General features: G+C 60.0%; 13 protein-coding genes, 1 other RNA gene and 1 pseudogene. 12 read left to right on the top strand and 3 right to left on the bottom strand.

Annotated features, from left to right (window positions below):
• Nucleotides 1–39: 39 nt before the first annotated feature.
• The 5 genes from ligA to J7E41_RS15305 all read left to right on the top strand — a co-directional run bounded on the left by ligA (nt 40) and on the right by J7E41_RS15305 (nt 5934).
• Entirely contained in the window at nt 40–2397 is a 2358-nt protein-coding gene (ligA, locus tag J7E41_RS15325) for an NAD-dependent DNA ligase LigA (protein WP_214994052.1), read from the top strand.
• Nucleotides 2398–2616: 219 nt separating this feature from the next.
• Nucleotides 2617–3783 carry a zinc-binding metallopeptidase family protein gene (locus J7E41_RS15320; RefSeq protein WP_214994051.1) on the top strand — a complete coding sequence of 389 codons (1167 nt, stop codon included), beginning with the start codon at nt 2617–2619 and terminating at the stop codon, nt 3781–3783.
• A gap of 122 nt (nt 3784–3905) precedes the next feature.
• An RNA gene (gene ffs / locus J7E41_RS15315) (signal recognition particle sRNA small type) lies at nt 3906–4002 on the top strand.
• A 263-nt stretch (nt 4003–4265) separates the two neighbouring features.
• Complete coding sequence (locus J7E41_RS15310) at nt 4266–5312, top strand: N-acetylmuramidase family protein (RefSeq protein WP_214994050.1); 1047 nt, start codon at nt 4266–4268, stop codon at nt 5310–5312.
• Nucleotide 5313: 1 nt separating this feature from the next.
• Entirely contained in the window at nt 5314–5934 is a 621-nt protein-coding gene (locus J7E41_RS15305; protein WP_214994049.1) for a hypothetical protein, read from the top strand.
• A gap of 60 nt (nt 5935–5994) precedes the next feature.
• Here the strand turns inward: J7E41_RS15305 and J7E41_RS15300 are convergent, their stop codons facing one another.
• Nucleotides 5995–6858: a LysR family transcriptional regulator gene (locus J7E41_RS15300; protein ID WP_214994048.1), complete on the bottom strand. Its 864-nt coding sequence runs from the start codon at nt 6856–6858 to the stop codon at nt 5995–5997.
• Between the two features lie 101 nt (nt 6859–6959).
• On the opposite strand from J7E41_RS15300, the gene J7E41_RS15295 reads away from it, so the two are divergent.
• Nucleotides 6960–7928 carry a DMT family transporter gene (locus tag J7E41_RS15295; RefSeq protein ID WP_214994046.1) on the top strand — a complete coding sequence of 323 codons (969 nt, stop codon included), beginning with the start codon at nt 6960–6962 and terminating at the stop codon, nt 7926–7928.
• Here the strand turns inward: J7E41_RS15295 and J7E41_RS15290 are convergent.
• Both J7E41_RS15290 and J7E41_RS15285 read right to left on the bottom strand, forming a co-directional pair.
• Nucleotides 7842–8213, bottom strand: coding sequence for a VOC family protein (locus tag J7E41_RS15290; protein ID WP_214994044.1), 372 nt, complete (start codon nt 8211–8213; stop codon nt 7842–7844). The genes J7E41_RS15295 and J7E41_RS15290 overlap by 87 nt on opposite strands.
• 151 nt (nt 8214–8364) lie before the next feature.
• Nucleotides 8365–8679 carry a helix-turn-helix domain-containing protein gene (locus J7E41_RS15285; protein ID WP_169355648.1) on the bottom strand — a complete coding sequence of 105 codons (315 nt, stop codon included), beginning with the start codon at nt 8677–8679 and terminating at the stop codon, nt 8365–8367.
• A 431-nt stretch (nt 8680–9110) separates the two neighbouring features.
• Between J7E41_RS15285 and J7E41_RS28540 the strand changes: the two are divergent.
• The 6 genes and pseudogenes from J7E41_RS28540 to J7E41_RS15260 form a co-directional block, all read left to right on the top strand.
• A pseudogene (locus J7E41_RS28540) lies at nt 9111–9470 on the top strand (PAS domain-containing protein); the annotation flags it as partial.
• Between the two features lie 357 nt (nt 9471–9827).
• Entirely contained in the window at nt 9828–10706 is an 879-nt protein-coding gene (locus J7E41_RS28535; RefSeq protein ID WP_435304127.1) for a methyl-accepting chemotaxis protein, read from the top strand.
• 18 nt (nt 10707–10724) lie between these two features.
• Nucleotides 10725–12416 carry a putative bifunctional diguanylate cyclase/phosphodiesterase gene (locus J7E41_RS15275; protein WP_214994041.1) on the top strand — a complete coding sequence of 564 codons (1692 nt, stop codon included), beginning with the start codon at nt 10725–10727 and terminating at the stop codon, nt 12414–12416.
• A 141-nt stretch (nt 12417–12557) separates the two neighbouring features.
• Nucleotides 12558–14615 (top strand): DNA polymerase III subunit gamma/tau, encoded by a 2058-nt coding sequence (dnaX, locus tag J7E41_RS15270; protein WP_214994040.1) that lies wholly within the window; start codon nt 12558–12560, stop codon nt 14613–14615.
• A gap of 66 nt (nt 14616–14681) precedes the next feature.
• Complete coding sequence (locus tag J7E41_RS15265; RefSeq protein ID WP_155583049.1) at nt 14682–15020, top strand: YbaB/EbfC family nucleoid-associated protein; 339 nt, start codon at nt 14682–14684, stop codon at nt 15018–15020.
• A gap of 191 nt (nt 15021–15211) precedes the next feature.
• On the top strand, nt 15212–16246 hold the full coding sequence (locus tag J7E41_RS15260) for an NADP-dependent oxidoreductase (RefSeq protein ID WP_214994039.1): 1035 nt from the start codon (nt 15212–15214) through the stop codon (nt 16244–16246).
• Nucleotides 16247–16301 lie beyond the last annotated feature (55 nt).

Here is a 16301-nt window from a genome sequence, read left to right as displayed (position 1 = left end):
GCAGCTTCGGCTGCTCTTTTGCTTTATGAGAGAACACCCATGACCGCCGCCCATACCCGCATCCTCGAACTGCGCGCTGAACTGGATCAGCACAACTACCGTTACCACGTCCTCGACGAGCCGAGCATTCCGGACGCCGAGTACGACCGCCTGTTCCACGAGCTCAAGGCCCTGGAAGCCGAGCATCCGGAGCTGGTCACCCGCGACTCACCGACTCAGCGGGTTGGCAGCGCGGCGTTGTCGGCCTTCACTCAGGTGCGTCACGAGATCCCGATGCTCAGCCTGGGTAACGCCTTTGATGAAACCACCATGCTGGAGTTTGACCGCCGGGTGACCGAAGGGTTGGACCTGCCGGTGGGCGATCTGTTTGGCGGCGGCGCGGCGGTGGAATACAGCTGCGAGCCAAAACTCGATGGCCTGGCGGTCAGCCTGCTGTATCAGGACGGTGAGTTGGTACGCGGCGCAACTCGCGGTGACGGCACTACCGGCGAAGACATCAGCATCAATGTGCGCACCGTGCGTAATATCCCGCTCAAGCTGCAAGGCTCCGGCTGGCCGGCAACCCTGGAAGTGCGCGGCGAAGTGTTCATGTCCAAGGCCGGTTTCGAGCGGCTCAACGCCACACAGCTGGAAGTCGGGGGCAAGACCTTCGCCAACCCGCGTAACGCCGCTGCCGGCAGCTTGCGCCAGTTGGATTCGAAGATCACCGCCAGCCGCCCGCTGGAGTTCTGCTGCTACGGTGTGACCACCGATATCAGTGACACCCATATCGGCAACCTGCAGCAGTTGAAGCAGTGGGGCATGCCCATCAGCCACGAGTTGAAGCTGGCCAAGGGTATTCAGGATTGCCTCGACTACTACCGCGATATCGGCGAGCGGCGTAACGCCTTGCCCTATGAAATCGACGGTGTGGTGTTCAAGGTCAATAGCATCGCCTCCCAGCGAGAGCTGGGTTTCCGTGCCCGCGAACCACGTTGGGCGATTGCCCATAAATTCCCCGCCATGGAAGAACTCACCGAGCTGCTGGACGTTGAATTCCAGGTCGGTCGTACCGGTGCTGTCACGCCTGTGGCGCGGCTCAAGCCGGTCAAGGTCGCGGGTGTGACGGTGTCCAATGCGACCTTGCACAACATGGATGAGGTGGCGCGCCTGGGCTTGATGATCGGCGACACCGTGATCATCCGCCGTGCCGGTGACGTGATTCCGCAGGTGGTGTCGGTGGTGCTCGAGCGTCGCCCGGAAAACGCCCGTGCGGTGCAGATCCCCGAGAGCTGCCCGGTGTGCGGCTCCCATGTTGAGCGCACGCAACTGGTCAAACGCAGCAAGGGCAAGGAAACGGTCAGTGAAGGTGCGGTTTACCGCTGCGTCGGGCGCTTGGCCTGTGGTGCCCAGCTCAAGCAGGCGATTATCCATTTCGTTTCTCGTCGGGCCATGGACATCGACGGCTTGGGTGACAAGACCATCGAGCAGTTGGTGGATGAAAAACTCATCGGCTCGCCGGCGGATCTCTACAAGCTCAAGTACGAGCAGATCATCGACCTGGAAGGCTTTGCTGACGTCTCCAGCAAAAAACTGATCGCGGCTATCGAGAACAGCAGGACCCCGACCCTGGCGCGGTTTATCTACGCCCTTGGCATTCCCGATGTGGGCGAGGAAACCGCCAAGGTGCTGGCGCGCTCCCTGGCGTCCCTTGAGCGAGTGCAGCAGGCGTTGCCGGAAGTGCTGACGTACTTGCCGGATGTCGGGCTGGAAGTGGCGTATGAGATTCACAGCTTCTTTGAGGATGGCCATAACCAGGAAGTGCTAAGCGCGCTGCTGTCCAAAGACGAGTGCGGGCTGGAATTGCAGGAGCAGGGCGACCTGAGTGCCGAGTTCGCCGCCAGTACCACCTTGGGCGGCTTGCTGGACAAACTGCATGTGCCTTCGGTGGGGCCGGGCGCCGCACAGAAGCTGGCGGACAAGTTCGGCTCACTGGAAGGCGTGATCAAGGCCGATTGGCTCGACATGCGCCAGGCATTGCCGGAGAAGCAGGCCAAGGCGGTGCGAGATTTCTTCGATAATGAAGAAAACGCCAGGCGCGCGCTGGCCATTGAGCTGCAACTCAAAGACTTCGGCATGCATTGGCAGAGCGAGAAAAAAGTCGTCGAAGGCTTGCCCGAGGCTGGCCATACCTGGGTGCTCACCGGCTCCCTGGAGCTGATGAGCCGGGATGTCGCCAAGGAAAAACTCGAAAGCCTCGGCGCCAAGGTGGCGGGTTCGGTGTCGGCGAAAACCCATTGCGTGGTAGCGGGGCCGGGGGCGGGGTCGAAGTTGGCCAAGGCCAGTGAGCTGGGGTTGAAAGTGTTGGATGAAGAGGCGTTTGTGGCCTTTTTGGCCAAGCACAACATCACGGTCTGATGCTTTTGTGGCGAGCGGGCTTGCCCGCGTTGGGCTGCGTAGCGGCCCCAGAACCTGCTACCGAACTCCTCCTGAAAGAACTGCGTGACCTTACTGGGGCTGCTTCGCAGCCCAACGGGGGCAAGCCCCCTCGCCACAAGTAATAGGCCACCAATAAAAAACTGGAACGATCAACTCGTAACCGTGATCTAGTCGTGGGTATGCCAAGGAGAGATCGCCATGTACCGCTTCTTCGAGCAGCTCAGTTCGCGCATTGCTTCGCCGTTCATGGCCGGGCAATCGCGCAACAGCAAGGTGTGGCAATGCCGCTGCGGTCAGTCGCTGTTCTTTCGCAATAGCCAGTGCCTCGCCTGCTCGGCGCTGCTGGGGTATCAGCCGGAGCACAGCCGGCTTTCTTCCTTGCAGCCTGGGCCTTACGTCGAGACCTGGCAGTTGGACGCCGACCCTGAGGCGGGATTGTTTCGCCGTTGTGCCAATCTGGATACCCCGGCCGCCTGCAACTGGCTGCTGCCGGCAGACAACGGCCAGACCTTGTGCGTCGCTTGCAGCCTGAACCGCACCATCCCCGATCTGTCGATCCCTGAAAACCCTGAGCGCTGGCGCAAGGTGGAAATCGCCAAGCGGCGGTTGGTGGCACAATTGATTAGCCTGGGCTTGCAGGTGATCCCCAAGAGCCTCGATGAAGACAACGGTCTGGCTTTCGATTTTGTCGGTATCGACCTGGAAGGCAAGGCACCGACCACCGGCCATGCCAACGGCCTGATCACTCTCGATATCAAGGAAGCCGACGACGCGCACCGCGAAAAAGTCCGCGTGCAGATGCGCGAACCTTATCGCACCTTGCTCGGCCACTTTCGCCACGAGGTCGGCCACTACTACTGGGATCGCCTGATCGGCAACAGCCACTGGCTGGAGCCGTTCCGCAGCCTGTTCGGTGACGAGCGCGCCAGTTATGCCGAGGCCCTCGAACAGCACTATCAAAACGGCCCCCGCCCGGATTGGCAGCAAACCTGTGTGAGCGCCTACGCCACGATGCACCCCTGGGAAGACTGGGCCGAAACCTGGGCCCACTATCTGCACATGATGGACGCGGTCGACACGGCCCTGGGGTTTGGCATGAGCGCCCAGGAGATGGACCTGGACTACCAGCCGTTTCCCCTGAGCACCCTCTACGATCCCGAGCATCCGGGCGGGGCAGCGTTCCTGTCGTTCGTCAACGCGTGGATCGAATTGGCCGGCATGCTCAACGAATTGTCGCGGAGCATGGGGCAGCCGGATTTCTATCCCTTCGTCTTGCCGTCGGCGGTGATCACCAAGTTGCACTTTATCCACCTGGTGATTCAGCAAGAGGGCGGCAAGGCAGATGAAGTGCTGCAGGCGCAATAACTCACCCGCGGGCAAGTGCTTGAACCCCAACATTTTTTAATCCGGAACCAACGGTTGTAACTTCCGATGAGATCGGTACAATGGCGCGGCTTGCCGAGAGGCGAGCGTCGTTATGGTGACTCCATCGGTCCCCCCGCAACGATTACCCGTGAACCTGGTCAGACCCGGAAGGGAGCAGCCACAGCGGGAACATTGTGTGCCGGGGTGTGGCTGGTGGGGTTGCCTCCATAACGTACCTCCTGCAGTACCCCTTCTGTTTGAACCCTCTTTTCGCCACATCAGAATGTTTGTTTGATCGCCCGTCTTTTATCCCGCGATGCGTGATGATCATTTCACAACGTTCAAAACCCTCTCTGGACAACCACAAAACGGCTTGTTAGTTTTTGTGCGCCACATGTTTCAGTATATGACGGTGGTGCACGGATGATATTAAAGTGATGGCGCTTGCTTGCCGTCCTCTATAACTAATAAGGATGCATGTCATGCAAAGCGTGCAAGGATTGCCCCGTCTTATCAGCGCTTCGGTCGGTGCCCCAGGCAAGGCGCGCAACTTGCCCGCTGACGTTCAATGTATCCAATACCTATTTAACCTGATTATTCCCAAGATGGGCTTTGCGCTGAACGAGAATGGCAGGTCTGATGGCCAGTTGGTGCAGTGCATCAGCCAGTACCAGTTCCGCCAGCTCAAGTACGCACACCCCGATGGCGTTATCGATCCGACCGGCCGCACGTTCAACAGCTTGATCGAAGAAGCGATCAAGGTGCCGGTCAAGGCCAATCCGGCCTTGCGCATCCCAAGTTTCCTCGGCGGTTTTGGCAATGCCAATTCGGAGATGATCCACGCCACGGTCAATCACTACCTGGACCGCATGCGCGCAGTCATTGAATCCGAGCGGCGCAACCGGCAGATGGTGCTCCAGGCCACGTGCGACGGGGGCATGACCCTCACTGACAAAGACTTTCAGAGCGCCGCAACCCAGTTGGGTAACGGTATTTCGGTGAACATCATCAAGGCGTTTGCCACGGTGGAATCGGGCGGGCGCTCCGGTTTCGGGCCGGCCAAGTTGCCGGTGATCGCCTTTGAAGGCCACCTGTTCCGCAAGTACACCAAGCACAAATACGATCAAACGCATCCGCTGCTGTCATACCCCTATGTAAAAAAGGCCGGGCCCCAATGGCAGGCCAATAACAAGGATCAGACCAAAGCCTGGGAAACCATGGCCACCGCGTTTGGCCTGGATCAGGAAGCGGCCTTGATGTCGGCCTCCTGGGGTATGTTTCAAATCATGGGCTTCAATTTTTCGACGTGCGGTTACAAGACAGTTTTTGAATTTACCGCAGCCATGAAGATTAATGCCGGCAACCAGTTGAAGGCCTTCGTGGGCTTTTGCAGTAAAAGTTCGGCGTTGATCAAGGCCATGAAAAACAAGGACTATGCCGCGATGGCGTTGAACTATAACGGCAAGGATTATGGCGATTATGATTCGCGGATTAAGAAAGCCTACGAAGCGCTTGAAGGGAAAAAATAAGATGGCAATGACGCTTTCCACCCGATTGTTGGCTGCTGGTGTGTTTTCCTTTTGTGTGGCGACTCCCGTGTTTGCCGGTGCTCCTGTACTGCATTCGGGCAAGTACGAGGCGTTGATGCTGGCGGTGACGCCACAGCATCAGGTCGAGGGGTTTTATGCCGAAGAGCGGGGTGAAGGCACAACCTTCAGTTGTGCTTTTTATCTGCAAGGCAAGGTTGAGGCCGGCAAGCCTTCGGCGGTTTCTACGTGGTCTGATGAAGTCTATCCGGGCTCGGTCGAGGCGTCGGCGGACGGTGTGACCCTTACGGTCGAGAAAGGCCAGCAGCACCCTGGCTGCATGAATGTATTGATGCCCGATATCGCCACCGGTCTGGACCTGACACAGACCGCCAGCAAAAAATGGATCGGGCTGGTGACGGTCCTGGCTGACAAGGCTTTCTTGCAGAAGGCCCCGCAGGCCTCAGCCGGTAAGCGCCCTTATATCGTCAAGAACGATGTGGTGGGCGTGCTGGCGTACAAGAATGGCTGGGCCCAGGTGGAGTTCATCAATGACCAGGATCGCTCCTTCACCGGCTGGATCAGCCAGGATCAGTATGCTCGGTTGAGCGCACCCAAGAACTGATGATGTCCCTGCACCGCGACAGGCCAGGCCTGTCGCGGTGTTTTTTTGTGCGCCAGAAACTCAGCCGAACGTCTCCCGCAGCAGCCCGGCAAATGCGTCCCGAGCCAGATGGCGCTGAGTGTCCTTGTGCCAGAACAGCAGGTTGTCCACCGCCGCCAGCTCATCGAAGCGGTAGGACGTCAACTGGTTGGCCTGCTCATAGCGGGCCAGGATGCCTTCTGGTGCCAGCGCCACGCCAATGCCCGCGCTGACGCAACCGATGATCGTTCCCCAACTGGCATAGCTGGCAATGGCCGGCTTGATATCGTGGGGTTTGAGCCAGTTTTCCAGGGCGGCACGGTAAGGGCAGCCTGGCGGCCAGACCAGCAGGGTGCGGCCCGCCAGGTCACTGGCGTCTGCAATGGGGGCACTGGAGGCGCTGGTGATCAGCACCAGGCGTTCGCTGTAGACCACGCTTTGTTCGAGTTTGGGGCGTTTGCCTCCCGCAGCCACCAACGCCGCATCCAGGCGGTGGTGTTGCAGGTCATCGAGCAGATGCGCCCAGGCGCCGGTCACCAACTCCAACTCCACTTGTGGGTAACGTCGGTGGTATTCGGCAAGCAGCGGAGGCAGACGACCACTGGCGCTGGATTCCACCGCGCCGATGCGCAATTTGCCGCGAGGAATCGCGTTGCTGTCGACCGCACGCTTGGACTCCTCCACCAGCGCGAGGATGCGCTCGCAGTAGTCGAGAAACACTTCACCGGCGGCACTGATCGCCAGACCGCGCCCGGCGCGAATGAACAGGGGTGTGCCCAACTCGCTTTCCAGTTGCTTGATGCGCGTGGTGATGTTCGACGGTACGCAGTGCAACTGCACGGCGGCCTGGGCCACGCTGCCGGTTTGCGCCACGGCTTTCACCATTTTCAGTTGGGCCAGTTCCATCGCTCAGTTCCAGTGATTACAGAAGTCAGAAACGGTTAATTGTCCTGCACCTTGCCCAGGACAAGACTGCGGCATTCCCACTCAGTTTCTGGATGCCGTCGATGAATGCCCCGTCACCCGTAAAGCTTACGCTAGTCACTGCCAGCGTGATCCTCTGTTGGGCATATTCGCCCATTGGAGTTCACATGGCGCTGCACGGTTACAGTCCCGGCCAACTGGCTTTGGCGCGGTTTCTGATTGCATCGCTGTTTATGGCGGGTGTGGCGTTGGTGGTGCGGATCGAGCTGCCTCGGCTGCGGGATTTGCCATGGCTGTTGGTACTGGGTTTTTTCGGGATCTTCCTGCATCACCTGTGCCTCAACCTGGGCCAGCAGTGGGTGACGGCGGCGGCTTCCAGTGTGTTGGCGCAATCGGTGCCGCTGTTCAGCGTTCTGGTGGCGTTTGTCTGTTTGAAGGAGCGGGTGAGCGGCTGGCGTTGGGGGTGTGTGCTGCTCGGGCTGACAGGGGTGTTGGTGGTGATCTGGGGCGAGCGCGGCCTGGGTGAAATTGACCCCCGAGGCCTGCTGATTCTGCTGGCAGCGATCTCGTGGAGTGTGTATTTCGCCATTCAGAAGCACTATTCCCGCCGCTACAGTCCGCTGACCACCGTGTGCTACACGGTGTGGTCAGGGACGTTGTTGCTCTGTGTCTACTTGCCAGGTTTGCCTGCCATGGTGATTCAGGCGCCGCTGTCGGCCAACCTGGCGGTGCTGGTGCTGGGTGTCTTCCCCAGTGCCCTGGCTTACCTCGCCTGGGCCTATGTGTTGAGGCACGTCGAGGTGAGTCGTGCTTCGGTGGCCTTGTACCTGGTGCCGCCGGTAGCGATGGTGATGGCGGCGACCCTGCTCGGGGAGCAGGTTTCAATGCGAGTGGTGATGGGCGGCCTGATCGTATTGACCAGTGTGGGCGCTATCAGCCTGGAAGGGCGCTGGCGCCGTCAGCCACTATTGGGGCACGGTGAACACCCGCAGGCGGTGGCCGTCGGGATCCAGGCCGGTAAAGGTGTAGCCAAACCCCATCTCGACGGGTGATTGCGCAATGCTTACCCCCTGTTTGACCCAGTGTGCATGCAGTTCATCCACCGTTGATGGCTCGGCGACGCGAAATCCAACCTCGCAGCCGCCCCCGGCGCTCTGGGCGGCCGGCTCTGCGGTGTGCCGGGACCACAGGCCAAGCTTGACGCCGTTATCGAGCATGAACAGGGCAAAGGTGGGGTTCAGCGCGACTGGCGGCTTGTCCAGCAGACGGCTGTAGAAGTTGGCGCTGGTGGCGGGGCTGTCGACGTACAGCAGGAAGTAGTGGTCGAGGATCTGCATGATGGCTCCATGGAAGCTGGCAGCAATGGCGCGGCTCAGTCCCGTGAAGTCTAAGGGCCTGTCCTGTCAGTTCATGTCAGGAGTCGATGAACAAAGAGCGGACAGCCTGGGCTGTCTGCTCTTTTTATTACGGGTACTGGTGTTGCGAGCTCTAAGGCTTGGACAAGGCCTGGTCTACCGCCGCGATCAGCTTTCCCAGATCCTTCGGGGTGGCTTTGTGTATGACACCGAACAGGTAAGCGCGCTGTTCATCCTCGTCGACCAAGTCTGCGAAAAAGACTGTCAGCTTCACTTCCAGCGCCTCTGCGAACAAAAACAGAGCCTCCACGCTGGGTGTATAGGTGCCGGTTTCGAAGCGGCTAATGGTTTTAGGATCAAAACCGGTTTTTTCACCTAGTTCAGCCTGAGTAAGCCCCGCTACCTTGCGGTAGCGCCTGATGGCCGGACCCAAACTTGAAATTTGCATCGCTCAATTCCCATTTAGAATCAAGAACTTAACGATAAATATTAGAATTAGACAACCGCTCGCGCCATCACCTTTTCTTGCAAAATGTGATGTAATTCGTAGAATCGACATTTAGGACAAGTATTTGGTGGTCTCGTTTCAGAAGGTAGGTTTATGAAACAGGAAATCATTGCTTTTTTCCTACTCTCATAAAGGTGCCCATACATCGGACGCTTGGCAGGGGCTCAACCGTCGCTCGTCAGTGCCAAAGCACCACCTCGCCTTCCGTGCCGGATACCCGTATTAAAGCCTAGTTGATCATCAAAGAATCGACGGTGAATTGCTGTGCAAAACCGTGGCTTAGCCGCCGATTGTGGCCATCCAGCCGATTGACGGCATAGCCGGACTAGAAATGCGAATCGGCCCATCCTGCCTACCCGGCAGTCGATAGGGTGATCGAATGCTGTTCATGGAGCTTTAACGTGCGTCTCAACTTGCCGGTCACCGATGTTGAACAAACTTTTGGGGAGCAGCAACGGCTTATTTCCGCTACTGACGTCAACAGCCATATTACCTACTGCAACGCCGAGTTCGTCGCCATGAGCGGTTTTACTCAGGCGGAGCTGATCGGCAGCCCCCACAATCTGGTGCGCCACCCGGATATGCCGCCCGCCGTGTTCCAATTGATGTGGAGCTACCTCAAGGCTGGGCAAAGCTGGATGGGCGTGGTGAAAAACCGCTGCAAGAATGGCAACTATTATTGGGTCAGCGCCTATGTGACACCCATTCTCGAGGATGGCCGGCTGGTGGGCTATGAGTCGGTGCGGGTCAAGCCCACTCGCGATCAAGTGCGCCGGGCCGAAGCCCTGTACGCGCGGTTACTGGCGGGCAAGTCGGCCGTTTCGGCAGGACGGCGGATCGCCGCTACGGCACGGGCGCTGGCGTTGCCGTCAGTGGCAGCGGTGGTTTCGGTCGGTGCCTTCCAACTGATTCCTGTGGGGTGGGCGCAAGCCTTGACCGTTGGTTTGTTTCTCGGCGTGGGTGTTTGGGCACAGCAGCGCTTGGGGCAGCAACTCCAGAAAATCGTCCAGCACACCTCCAATACCTTTTCCGACCCGATCAGTGCTTTGACCTACAGCGACGCCACCGGCTCGGCTGCACAGTTGGAAATGATCCTGATCAGCGAGGACGCGCGGCTGAAAACTGCCTTGACGCGCCTGGGTGACCTGGCCACCCAGATGGCCGAGGCCGCCACCGACTCCAGCGCATTGTCGAGCAACACTGAGTCGGCACTGTTGGAACAGCGAGCTGAAACCGACATGACGGCCGCCGCCATGACCGAAATGGCAGCCTCCATCGCCGAGGTGGCGGTGCATGTGCAGCAGACCGCCAGCGAAGCTTACACCGCCAACGGATTGGCCGAGCAAGGCAGCCATGTGGCCGGCACCTCGCGTGAGGCGATCCAGTTGCTGGCCGGTACCGTCACCCAGATCAACCAGGCCGTGGGTAACCTGTCCGGGCAGACCCAGGAAATCCAGGTGGCTGCGAGCATGATCCAGGCCATCGCCGACCAGACCAACCTGCTGGCCCTCAACGCCGCCATCGAAGCTGCCCGTGCCGGTGAGCAAGGGCGCGGGTTTGCCGTGGTGGCCGATGAGGTGCGGGCGCTGGCGGGCAAGACCCGTGAGTCGACCGAACAGATCCAGGGCATTATCCAGAACCTGCGGGCCGGCGCTGATGAGGCGGTCGATATCGCAAGCTTGGGTATTCGCGAAGCCGAGCAGGGCGTGCAGCAGGTGCTTGAGGCGCAACAGGCGCTGCAAGGTATCCGCCAGGCGGTGGAGCGCATCACTGACATGAGCCAGCAAATGGCCGCCGCCTCCCAGGAACAATCCCACGTCGCCGAGGAAGTTTCACAACAGATCAACAATGTCGCCGCCACCGTGCAAAAGACAGCAGGCAATGCTAACGCTGCGGTCACCCGAGGACGGGAACTCGAAAGCATCTCTTCCGGGTTGCGCGCCCTGGTCGAGCGGTTCAACCGCTAGCCAATGTGAGCCTCACTCATGGACGAGAAATACCGCAGGGCCGTGGATGCAGCCGCCATTTTCTCCGAGACCGATCTCGCAGGCGACATCACCTACGTCAATGATCAGTTCTGCGGCATGTCCGGCTATAGCCGCGAAGAGTTGCTGGGGAAGAACCACCGGATTCTCAGTTCCGGGCTGCACCCTGAGGCGTTTTTCCAGGGGATGTGGAACGCCATCAGCCAGGGCAGGGTCTGGCGCGGCGAAATCTGTAACCGCGCCAGGGACGGCACGCTGTATTGGGTCGACAGCACCATGGTGCCGTTGCTCAATGAGCAGACCGGTGAGGTGCAGAAGTACGTGTCGATTCGCTTTGATGTCAGCGAAAAGCGCCAACTGCTGCACACCTTGCAGTGGCGGGTCGGCCATGACGTGCTGACGGGGCTGCCAAACCGCGCTTATTTGTCCGAGTTGCTCACCCAGTCCCTGGAGTTTTCCCGTAGTGAAGACATTCCCTTAGCGCTGTGCATGCTCGACCTGGACGGGTTCAAGGCGGTCAACGATGGTTACGGCCATGCGTGTGGCGACTTGTTGCTGGTGGAGGTCGCCAGTCGCCTGCGGGAGATCATCCGTGGCGAGGATGTGGTGGCTCGGCTCGCGGGTGACGAGTTTGTGCTGATCCTGCGTTATGTGCGTGACATCGACGAACTCAACGGCGCGTTAGTGCGCATCCTCAAGGCTATCTCCGAGCCGTATTCGATCCAGGGTGCGGAGATCAATGTGTTTGCCAGTATTGGCGTCACCTTGTTTCCCCTGGACGATGAGGACGCCGACACCTTGCTGCGCCACGCCGACCAGGCCATGTATGTGGCCAAGCAGAGCGGGCGCAATCGTTTCCAGCTGTTCGATGTCTCCCTGGAGCAGGAGGTCAAGGCTACTCACCAGACGGTGCAGCAGATTCGCCAGGCTCTGGCGGCGGGCGAGTTGTGCCTGCATTACCATCCCAAGGTCAATCTGCGCTGCGGCACGGTGGTAGGGTTCGAAGCGCTGTTACGTTGGCAGCATCCCGAGCGCGGGCTGGTGGCGCCGGGGGATTTCCTGCCGTTGATCGAGCAGACTGACCTGATCGTCGACATCGGTGAATGGGTGATGAACCAGGTCCTGACCCAAATGTATCAATGGCAAGGGGCAGGGCGCTGCTGGGCGGTCAGCGTGAACATCGCGGCGCGGCATTTCCAGCGGGCGGACTTCGTCGAGCGGCTGCAGCAACTGCTGGCGCAGCACCCCGGCGTGGAGCCGCATATGCTCGACCTGGAAATCGCTGAATCAGTGGCCATCGACAATATCCAGCGGGTCACCCAGCACCTTGAAGCCTGTCATGCCCTGGGCGTGCAGTTTTCCCTGGATGATTTCGGCACGGGTTATTCGTCCCTGAGCTACCTCAAGCGCTTGCCCACCCAGACCATCAAGATCGATCGGTCTTTTGTGCGTGACATCCTCCACGACAAGGATGACCTGGCGCTTACCAAGGCGGTGATTAGTCTGGCCCGGGCCTTTGGCCGCGAAGTGATCGCCGAGGGCCTGGAAACCCTGGAACATGGCCAGTTGTTGATGCGCATGGGCTGCGAAGTGGCCCAGGGCTACTTCATCGCTCGGCCCATGCCGGCCGGTGAGGTGCCTGGTTGGGTCGATGGTTTTGCTCCGCCGGTGCAGTGGTTGAAGGGCGGATGAACCTGTCTGGGCGCCGCGGATTCAGGCTTTTCAACGGGCTGTAGAGCCCTCTTAGTCAGATAAGGCGAGCGTGCCGGATGCAATTTCCCCCCTGCTCCGCTAGCATTACCGGCTTCTGTTTCCCAGTTGCGACGGTTTTCGATGAGTTATCAGGTTCTTGCACGTAAATGGCGTCCGCGCTCGTTCCGCGAAATGGTCGGCCAGACCCATGTGCTCAAGGCTCTGATCAATGCCTTGGACAGCCAGCGGCTGCACCACGCCTACCTGTTCACCGGTACCCGGGGTGTCGGCAAGACCACCATTGCGCGGATCATCGCCAAGTGCCTGAACTGTGAAACAGGCATCACGTCGACGCCCTGCGGCACCTGTTCGGTGTGCCGGGAAATCGACGAAGGGCGGTTTGTCGACCTGATCGAGATCGACGCCGCCAGCCGCACCAAGGTCGAAGACACCCGCGAGCTGCTGGACAACGTGCAGTACGCACCGAGCCGTGGCCGCTTCAAGGTCTACCTGATCGACGAAGTGCACATGCTGTCCAGCCACTCGTTCAACGCACTGTTGAAAACCCTGGAAGAGCCGCCGCCCTACGTCAAATTCATCCTGGCCACCACCGACCCGCAGAAACTCCCTGCAACGATTTTGTCGCGGTGCCTGCAGTTCTCCCTGAAGAACATGACACCGGAGCGGGTGGTCGAGCATTTAACCCACGTTCTTGGTGTCGAGAACGTACCGTTCGAAGACGACGCCTTGTGGCTGTTGGGTCGCGCCGCCGATGGCTCGATGCGCGACGCCATGAGCCTCACCGACCAGGCCATCGCCTTTGGTGAAGGCAAGGTCATGGCCGCCGATGTGCGGGCCATGCTCGGCACCCTGGATCATGGTCAGGTGTTCGATGTGTTGCATGCGCTGATCGAAGGCGACGCCAAGGCGTTGCTCGAAGCCGTGCGTCACCTGTCTGAACAAGGCCCGGATTGGAATGGGGTGCTCTCGGAAATTCTTAACGTGCTGCACCGCGTGGCTATCGCCCAGGCCTTGCCTGAGGGGGTCGACAACGGTCACGGCGACCGCGACCGCGTGCTGGCCCTGGCCCAGGCGCTGCCGGCCGAAGACGTGCAGTTCTACTACCAGATGGGCCTGATCGGCCGTCGTGACCTGCCCCTGGCGCCGGACCCGCGAGGCGGGTTCGAAATGGTCCTGCTGCGGATGCTGGCCTTCCGGCCCGCCGACACAGCGGACGCACCGAGACAGCCGCTAAAGCCAGTGGGGATCAGCCAGGCCACAGTTGATTCCGCCAAACCAGTGGCTGGCGCGGCGGTTGTCGCGCCAGTGGTTGCGCCGAGTATTGCAGCGCCGGAGCCTGTTGCGCCCGCACCTGTTGTTGCCGAGCCAGTAGCCGCGCCTGAGCCGGTTATCGAGCCTGCACCTGTAGAGGCCGTGGTCGACCTGCCCTGGAACGAGCCGGTAGAGGCGGTTGTCGAGCAACAGCCAGCGGTCGAGCCGGTGCTGGAAACCGCTGCCGAACAGCCTGAACTGACGCCCATGCCCACGCCGACCCCGGACAGCGTGGTGCCGGATGCGCCGGAGTGGGTCTCGGCTCCTGTGCCGGAACCGACCATCGCTGAAGTGGACGCCGCGACCCCAGGCACCGACCTCGATGACGAGCCGCCGCTGGACGAAGACTACATCGAGCCGGACATGGATTCGGCCTACAGCTACCTGGACGATCTGGCCAGCGAGCATACCGCCGAGCCTGCCCCGGAGCCTGAGCCGGAACCTGCGGCGATGCCGGCCACCGGCTTGGCGCTGCAGTGGCTGGAGCTGTTCCCGAAATTGCCGATTTCCGGCATGACCGGCAGCATCGCCGCCAACTGCACCCTGATCGCCGTCGATGGTGACCATTGGTTGCTGCACCTGGACCCGGCTCACAGCGCACTGTTCAACGCCACCCAGCAGCGTCGACTTAACGATGCCCTGAACCAGTACCACGAACGCACCCTGACCATCAGCATCGAATTGATCAAGCCCGAGCAGGAAACTCCCGCCCAGGCCGCGTCCCGCCGTCGGGTCAACCGCCAGCGCGAGGCTGAGGAGTCGATCCACGGTGATCCGCTCATCCAGCAGATGATGGAACAGTTTGGCGCGGTGGTGCGCCACGATACTATTGAACCTGTCGAAGCCCCGGTGGCAGCACAGGGCTAATAATTGAAGGCGCGGTGCCCATGGGCACCGTGCTGTCTTGATCCACGTACTTTTGAGGTGATTCCCATGATGAAAGGTGGCATGGCCGGCCTGATGAAGCAGGCGCAGCAGATGCAGGAAAAAATGGCCAAGATGCAGGAAGAACTGGCCAATGCCGAAGTCACCGGTAAAGCCGGTGGCGATATGGTCAGCGTAGTGATGACGGGCCGTCACGACATCAAGCGCGTGAGCATCGACCCAACTGTATTGCCAGGCGCGAGCGAAGACGACCTGGAAATGCTCGAAGCCTTGTTCGCCGCGGCCGTCAACGACGCCGTGCGCAAGATCGAAGCCAACAGCCAGGACAAAATGTCCGGCGTGACCGCAGGCATGCAACTGCCGCCGGGCATGAAGCTGCCGTTTTGATTCAAGAGCGGGATCACAAAAATGCCAGGCCTCGTGCCTGGCATTTTTTTTAAAGCATATTCCCGCGTAGCAGCTGTCGAGCTTAAGCTCGACAGCTGCTACGGGACGATAACTTTGTCGAACCTCAACGTCCCGGCAAGTGTCTGCACCCTATACCGTTGAATTCACTCACCGATAAAGGAGCCTCGCTGATGACTCAAGAACCGACTCTCAACCAGCGCATCGTGCTGGTCTCACGGCCTCAAGGCGCGCCAGTGCCGGAAAATTTCCGCCTCGAACGCGTCACCCTGCCGGACCTGGCCGATGGCCAGGTCTTGTTGAAGACGCTGTTCCTGTCCCTGGATCCTTATATGCGTGGCCGCATGAGCGACGCGCCGTCCTACGCAGCCCCCGTGGAAATCGGTGAAGTCATGACCGGTGGCGCTGTCAGCCGGATCGAACAGTCGCGCAACCCGAAGTTCGAGGTAGGTGACGTGGTAGTCGGCGCCACCGGTTGGCAAAGCCACAGTATTTCCGACGGTCGCAACCTGATACCGGTGCCCAAGGGGCTGGCCAGTCCGTCCATGGCCCTGGGCGTCCTGGGTATGCCGGGCATGACCGCCTACATGGGCCTGACCGACATCGGTCAGCCCAAGGCCGGGGAAACCCTGGTGGTGGCGGCAGCGTCCGGCGCAGTGGGCTCGGTGGTCGGCCAAGTGGCCAAACTCAAAGGCCTGCGGGTGGTGGGTGTGGCAGGCGGAGCGGACAAGTGCCGCTATGTGGTCGATGAGTTGGGCTTTGATGCTTGTATCGACCACAAGAGCGAGAATTTTGCCAATGAACTGGCTCTGGCCTGCTTTAAGGGCGTGGATATCTATTTTGAAAATGTCGGTGGCAAGGTATTCGACGCCGTCGTGCCGCTGCTCAACCCCAAGGCACGGATTCCGTTGTGCGGCCTGATCGCCGGTTACAATGCCCATGAAGCACCCAGCGGTCCCGACCGGTTGCCGGCATTGCAGCGCACCTTGCTGACCAAGCGCGTGCGGATCCAGGGTTTTATCGTGTTTGATGACTACGGCGATCGCCAGCCTGAATTCCTCAGTGCCATGGCGCCCTGGGTGCGGGATGGCAAAATCAAGTTCCGCGAAGATGTGGTCGATGGCCTGGAACAGGCGCCTGACGCCTTTATCGGTTTGCTGGAAGGGCGCAATTTCGGCAAGTTGGTAGTGCGTGTCGCACAAGATTGAGCATTTGACGCTAATCCGGGGCGCGGGTATAAACCGCGTCTCGTTGTTTTTGTCG

It is taken from the genome of Pseudomonas fluorescens (assembly GCF_018614655.1).
Lineage (GTDB): Bacteria > Pseudomonadota > Gammaproteobacteria > Pseudomonadales > Pseudomonadaceae > Aquipseudomonas > Aquipseudomonas fluorescens_BX.
This window is presented reverse-complemented; position numbering and strand designations above follow the sequence as displayed.

Coding starts and splice junctions, on each gene's coding strand:
- ligA (WP_214994052.1), top strand. CDS start 40: ATGACCGCCGCCCATACCCGCATCCTCGAACTGCGCGCTGAACTGGAT.
- J7E41_RS15320 (WP_214994051.1), top strand. CDS start 2,617: ATGTACCGCTTCTTCGAGCAGCTCAGTTCGCGCATTGCTTCGCCGTTC.
- J7E41_RS15310 (WP_214994050.1), top strand. CDS start 4,266: ATGCAAAGCGTGCAAGGATTGCCCCGTCTTATCAGCGCTTCGGTCGGT.
- J7E41_RS15305 (WP_214994049.1), top strand. CDS start 5,314: ATGGCAATGACGCTTTCCACCCGATTGTTGGCTGCTGGTGTGTTTTCC.
- J7E41_RS15300 (WP_214994048.1), bottom strand. CDS start 6,858: ATGGAACTGGCCCAACTGAAAATGGTGAAAGCCGTGGCGCAAACCGGC.
- J7E41_RS15295 (WP_214994046.1), top strand. CDS start 6,960: ATGAATGCCCCGTCACCCGTAAAGCTTACGCTAGTCACTGCCAGCGTG.
- J7E41_RS15290 (WP_214994044.1), bottom strand. CDS start 8,213: ATGCAGATCCTCGACCACTACTTCCTGCTGTACGTCGACAGCCCCGCC.
- J7E41_RS15285 (WP_169355648.1), bottom strand. CDS start 8,679: ATGCAAATTTCAAGTTTGGGTCCGGCCATCAGGCGCTACCGCAAGGTA.
- J7E41_RS28535 (WP_435304127.1), top strand. CDS start 9,828: ATGATCCTGATCAGCGAGGACGCGCGGCTGAAAACTGCCTTGACGCGC.
- J7E41_RS15275 (WP_214994041.1), top strand. CDS start 10,725: ATGGACGAGAAATACCGCAGGGCCGTGGATGCAGCCGCCATTTTCTCC.
- dnaX (WP_214994040.1), top strand. CDS start 12,558: ATGAGTTATCAGGTTCTTGCACGTAAATGGCGTCCGCGCTCGTTCCGC.
- J7E41_RS15265 (WP_155583049.1), top strand. CDS start 14,682: ATGATGAAAGGTGGCATGGCCGGCCTGATGAAGCAGGCGCAGCAGATG.
- J7E41_RS15260 (WP_214994039.1), top strand. CDS start 15,212: ATGACTCAAGAACCGACTCTCAACCAGCGCATCGTGCTGGTCTCACGG.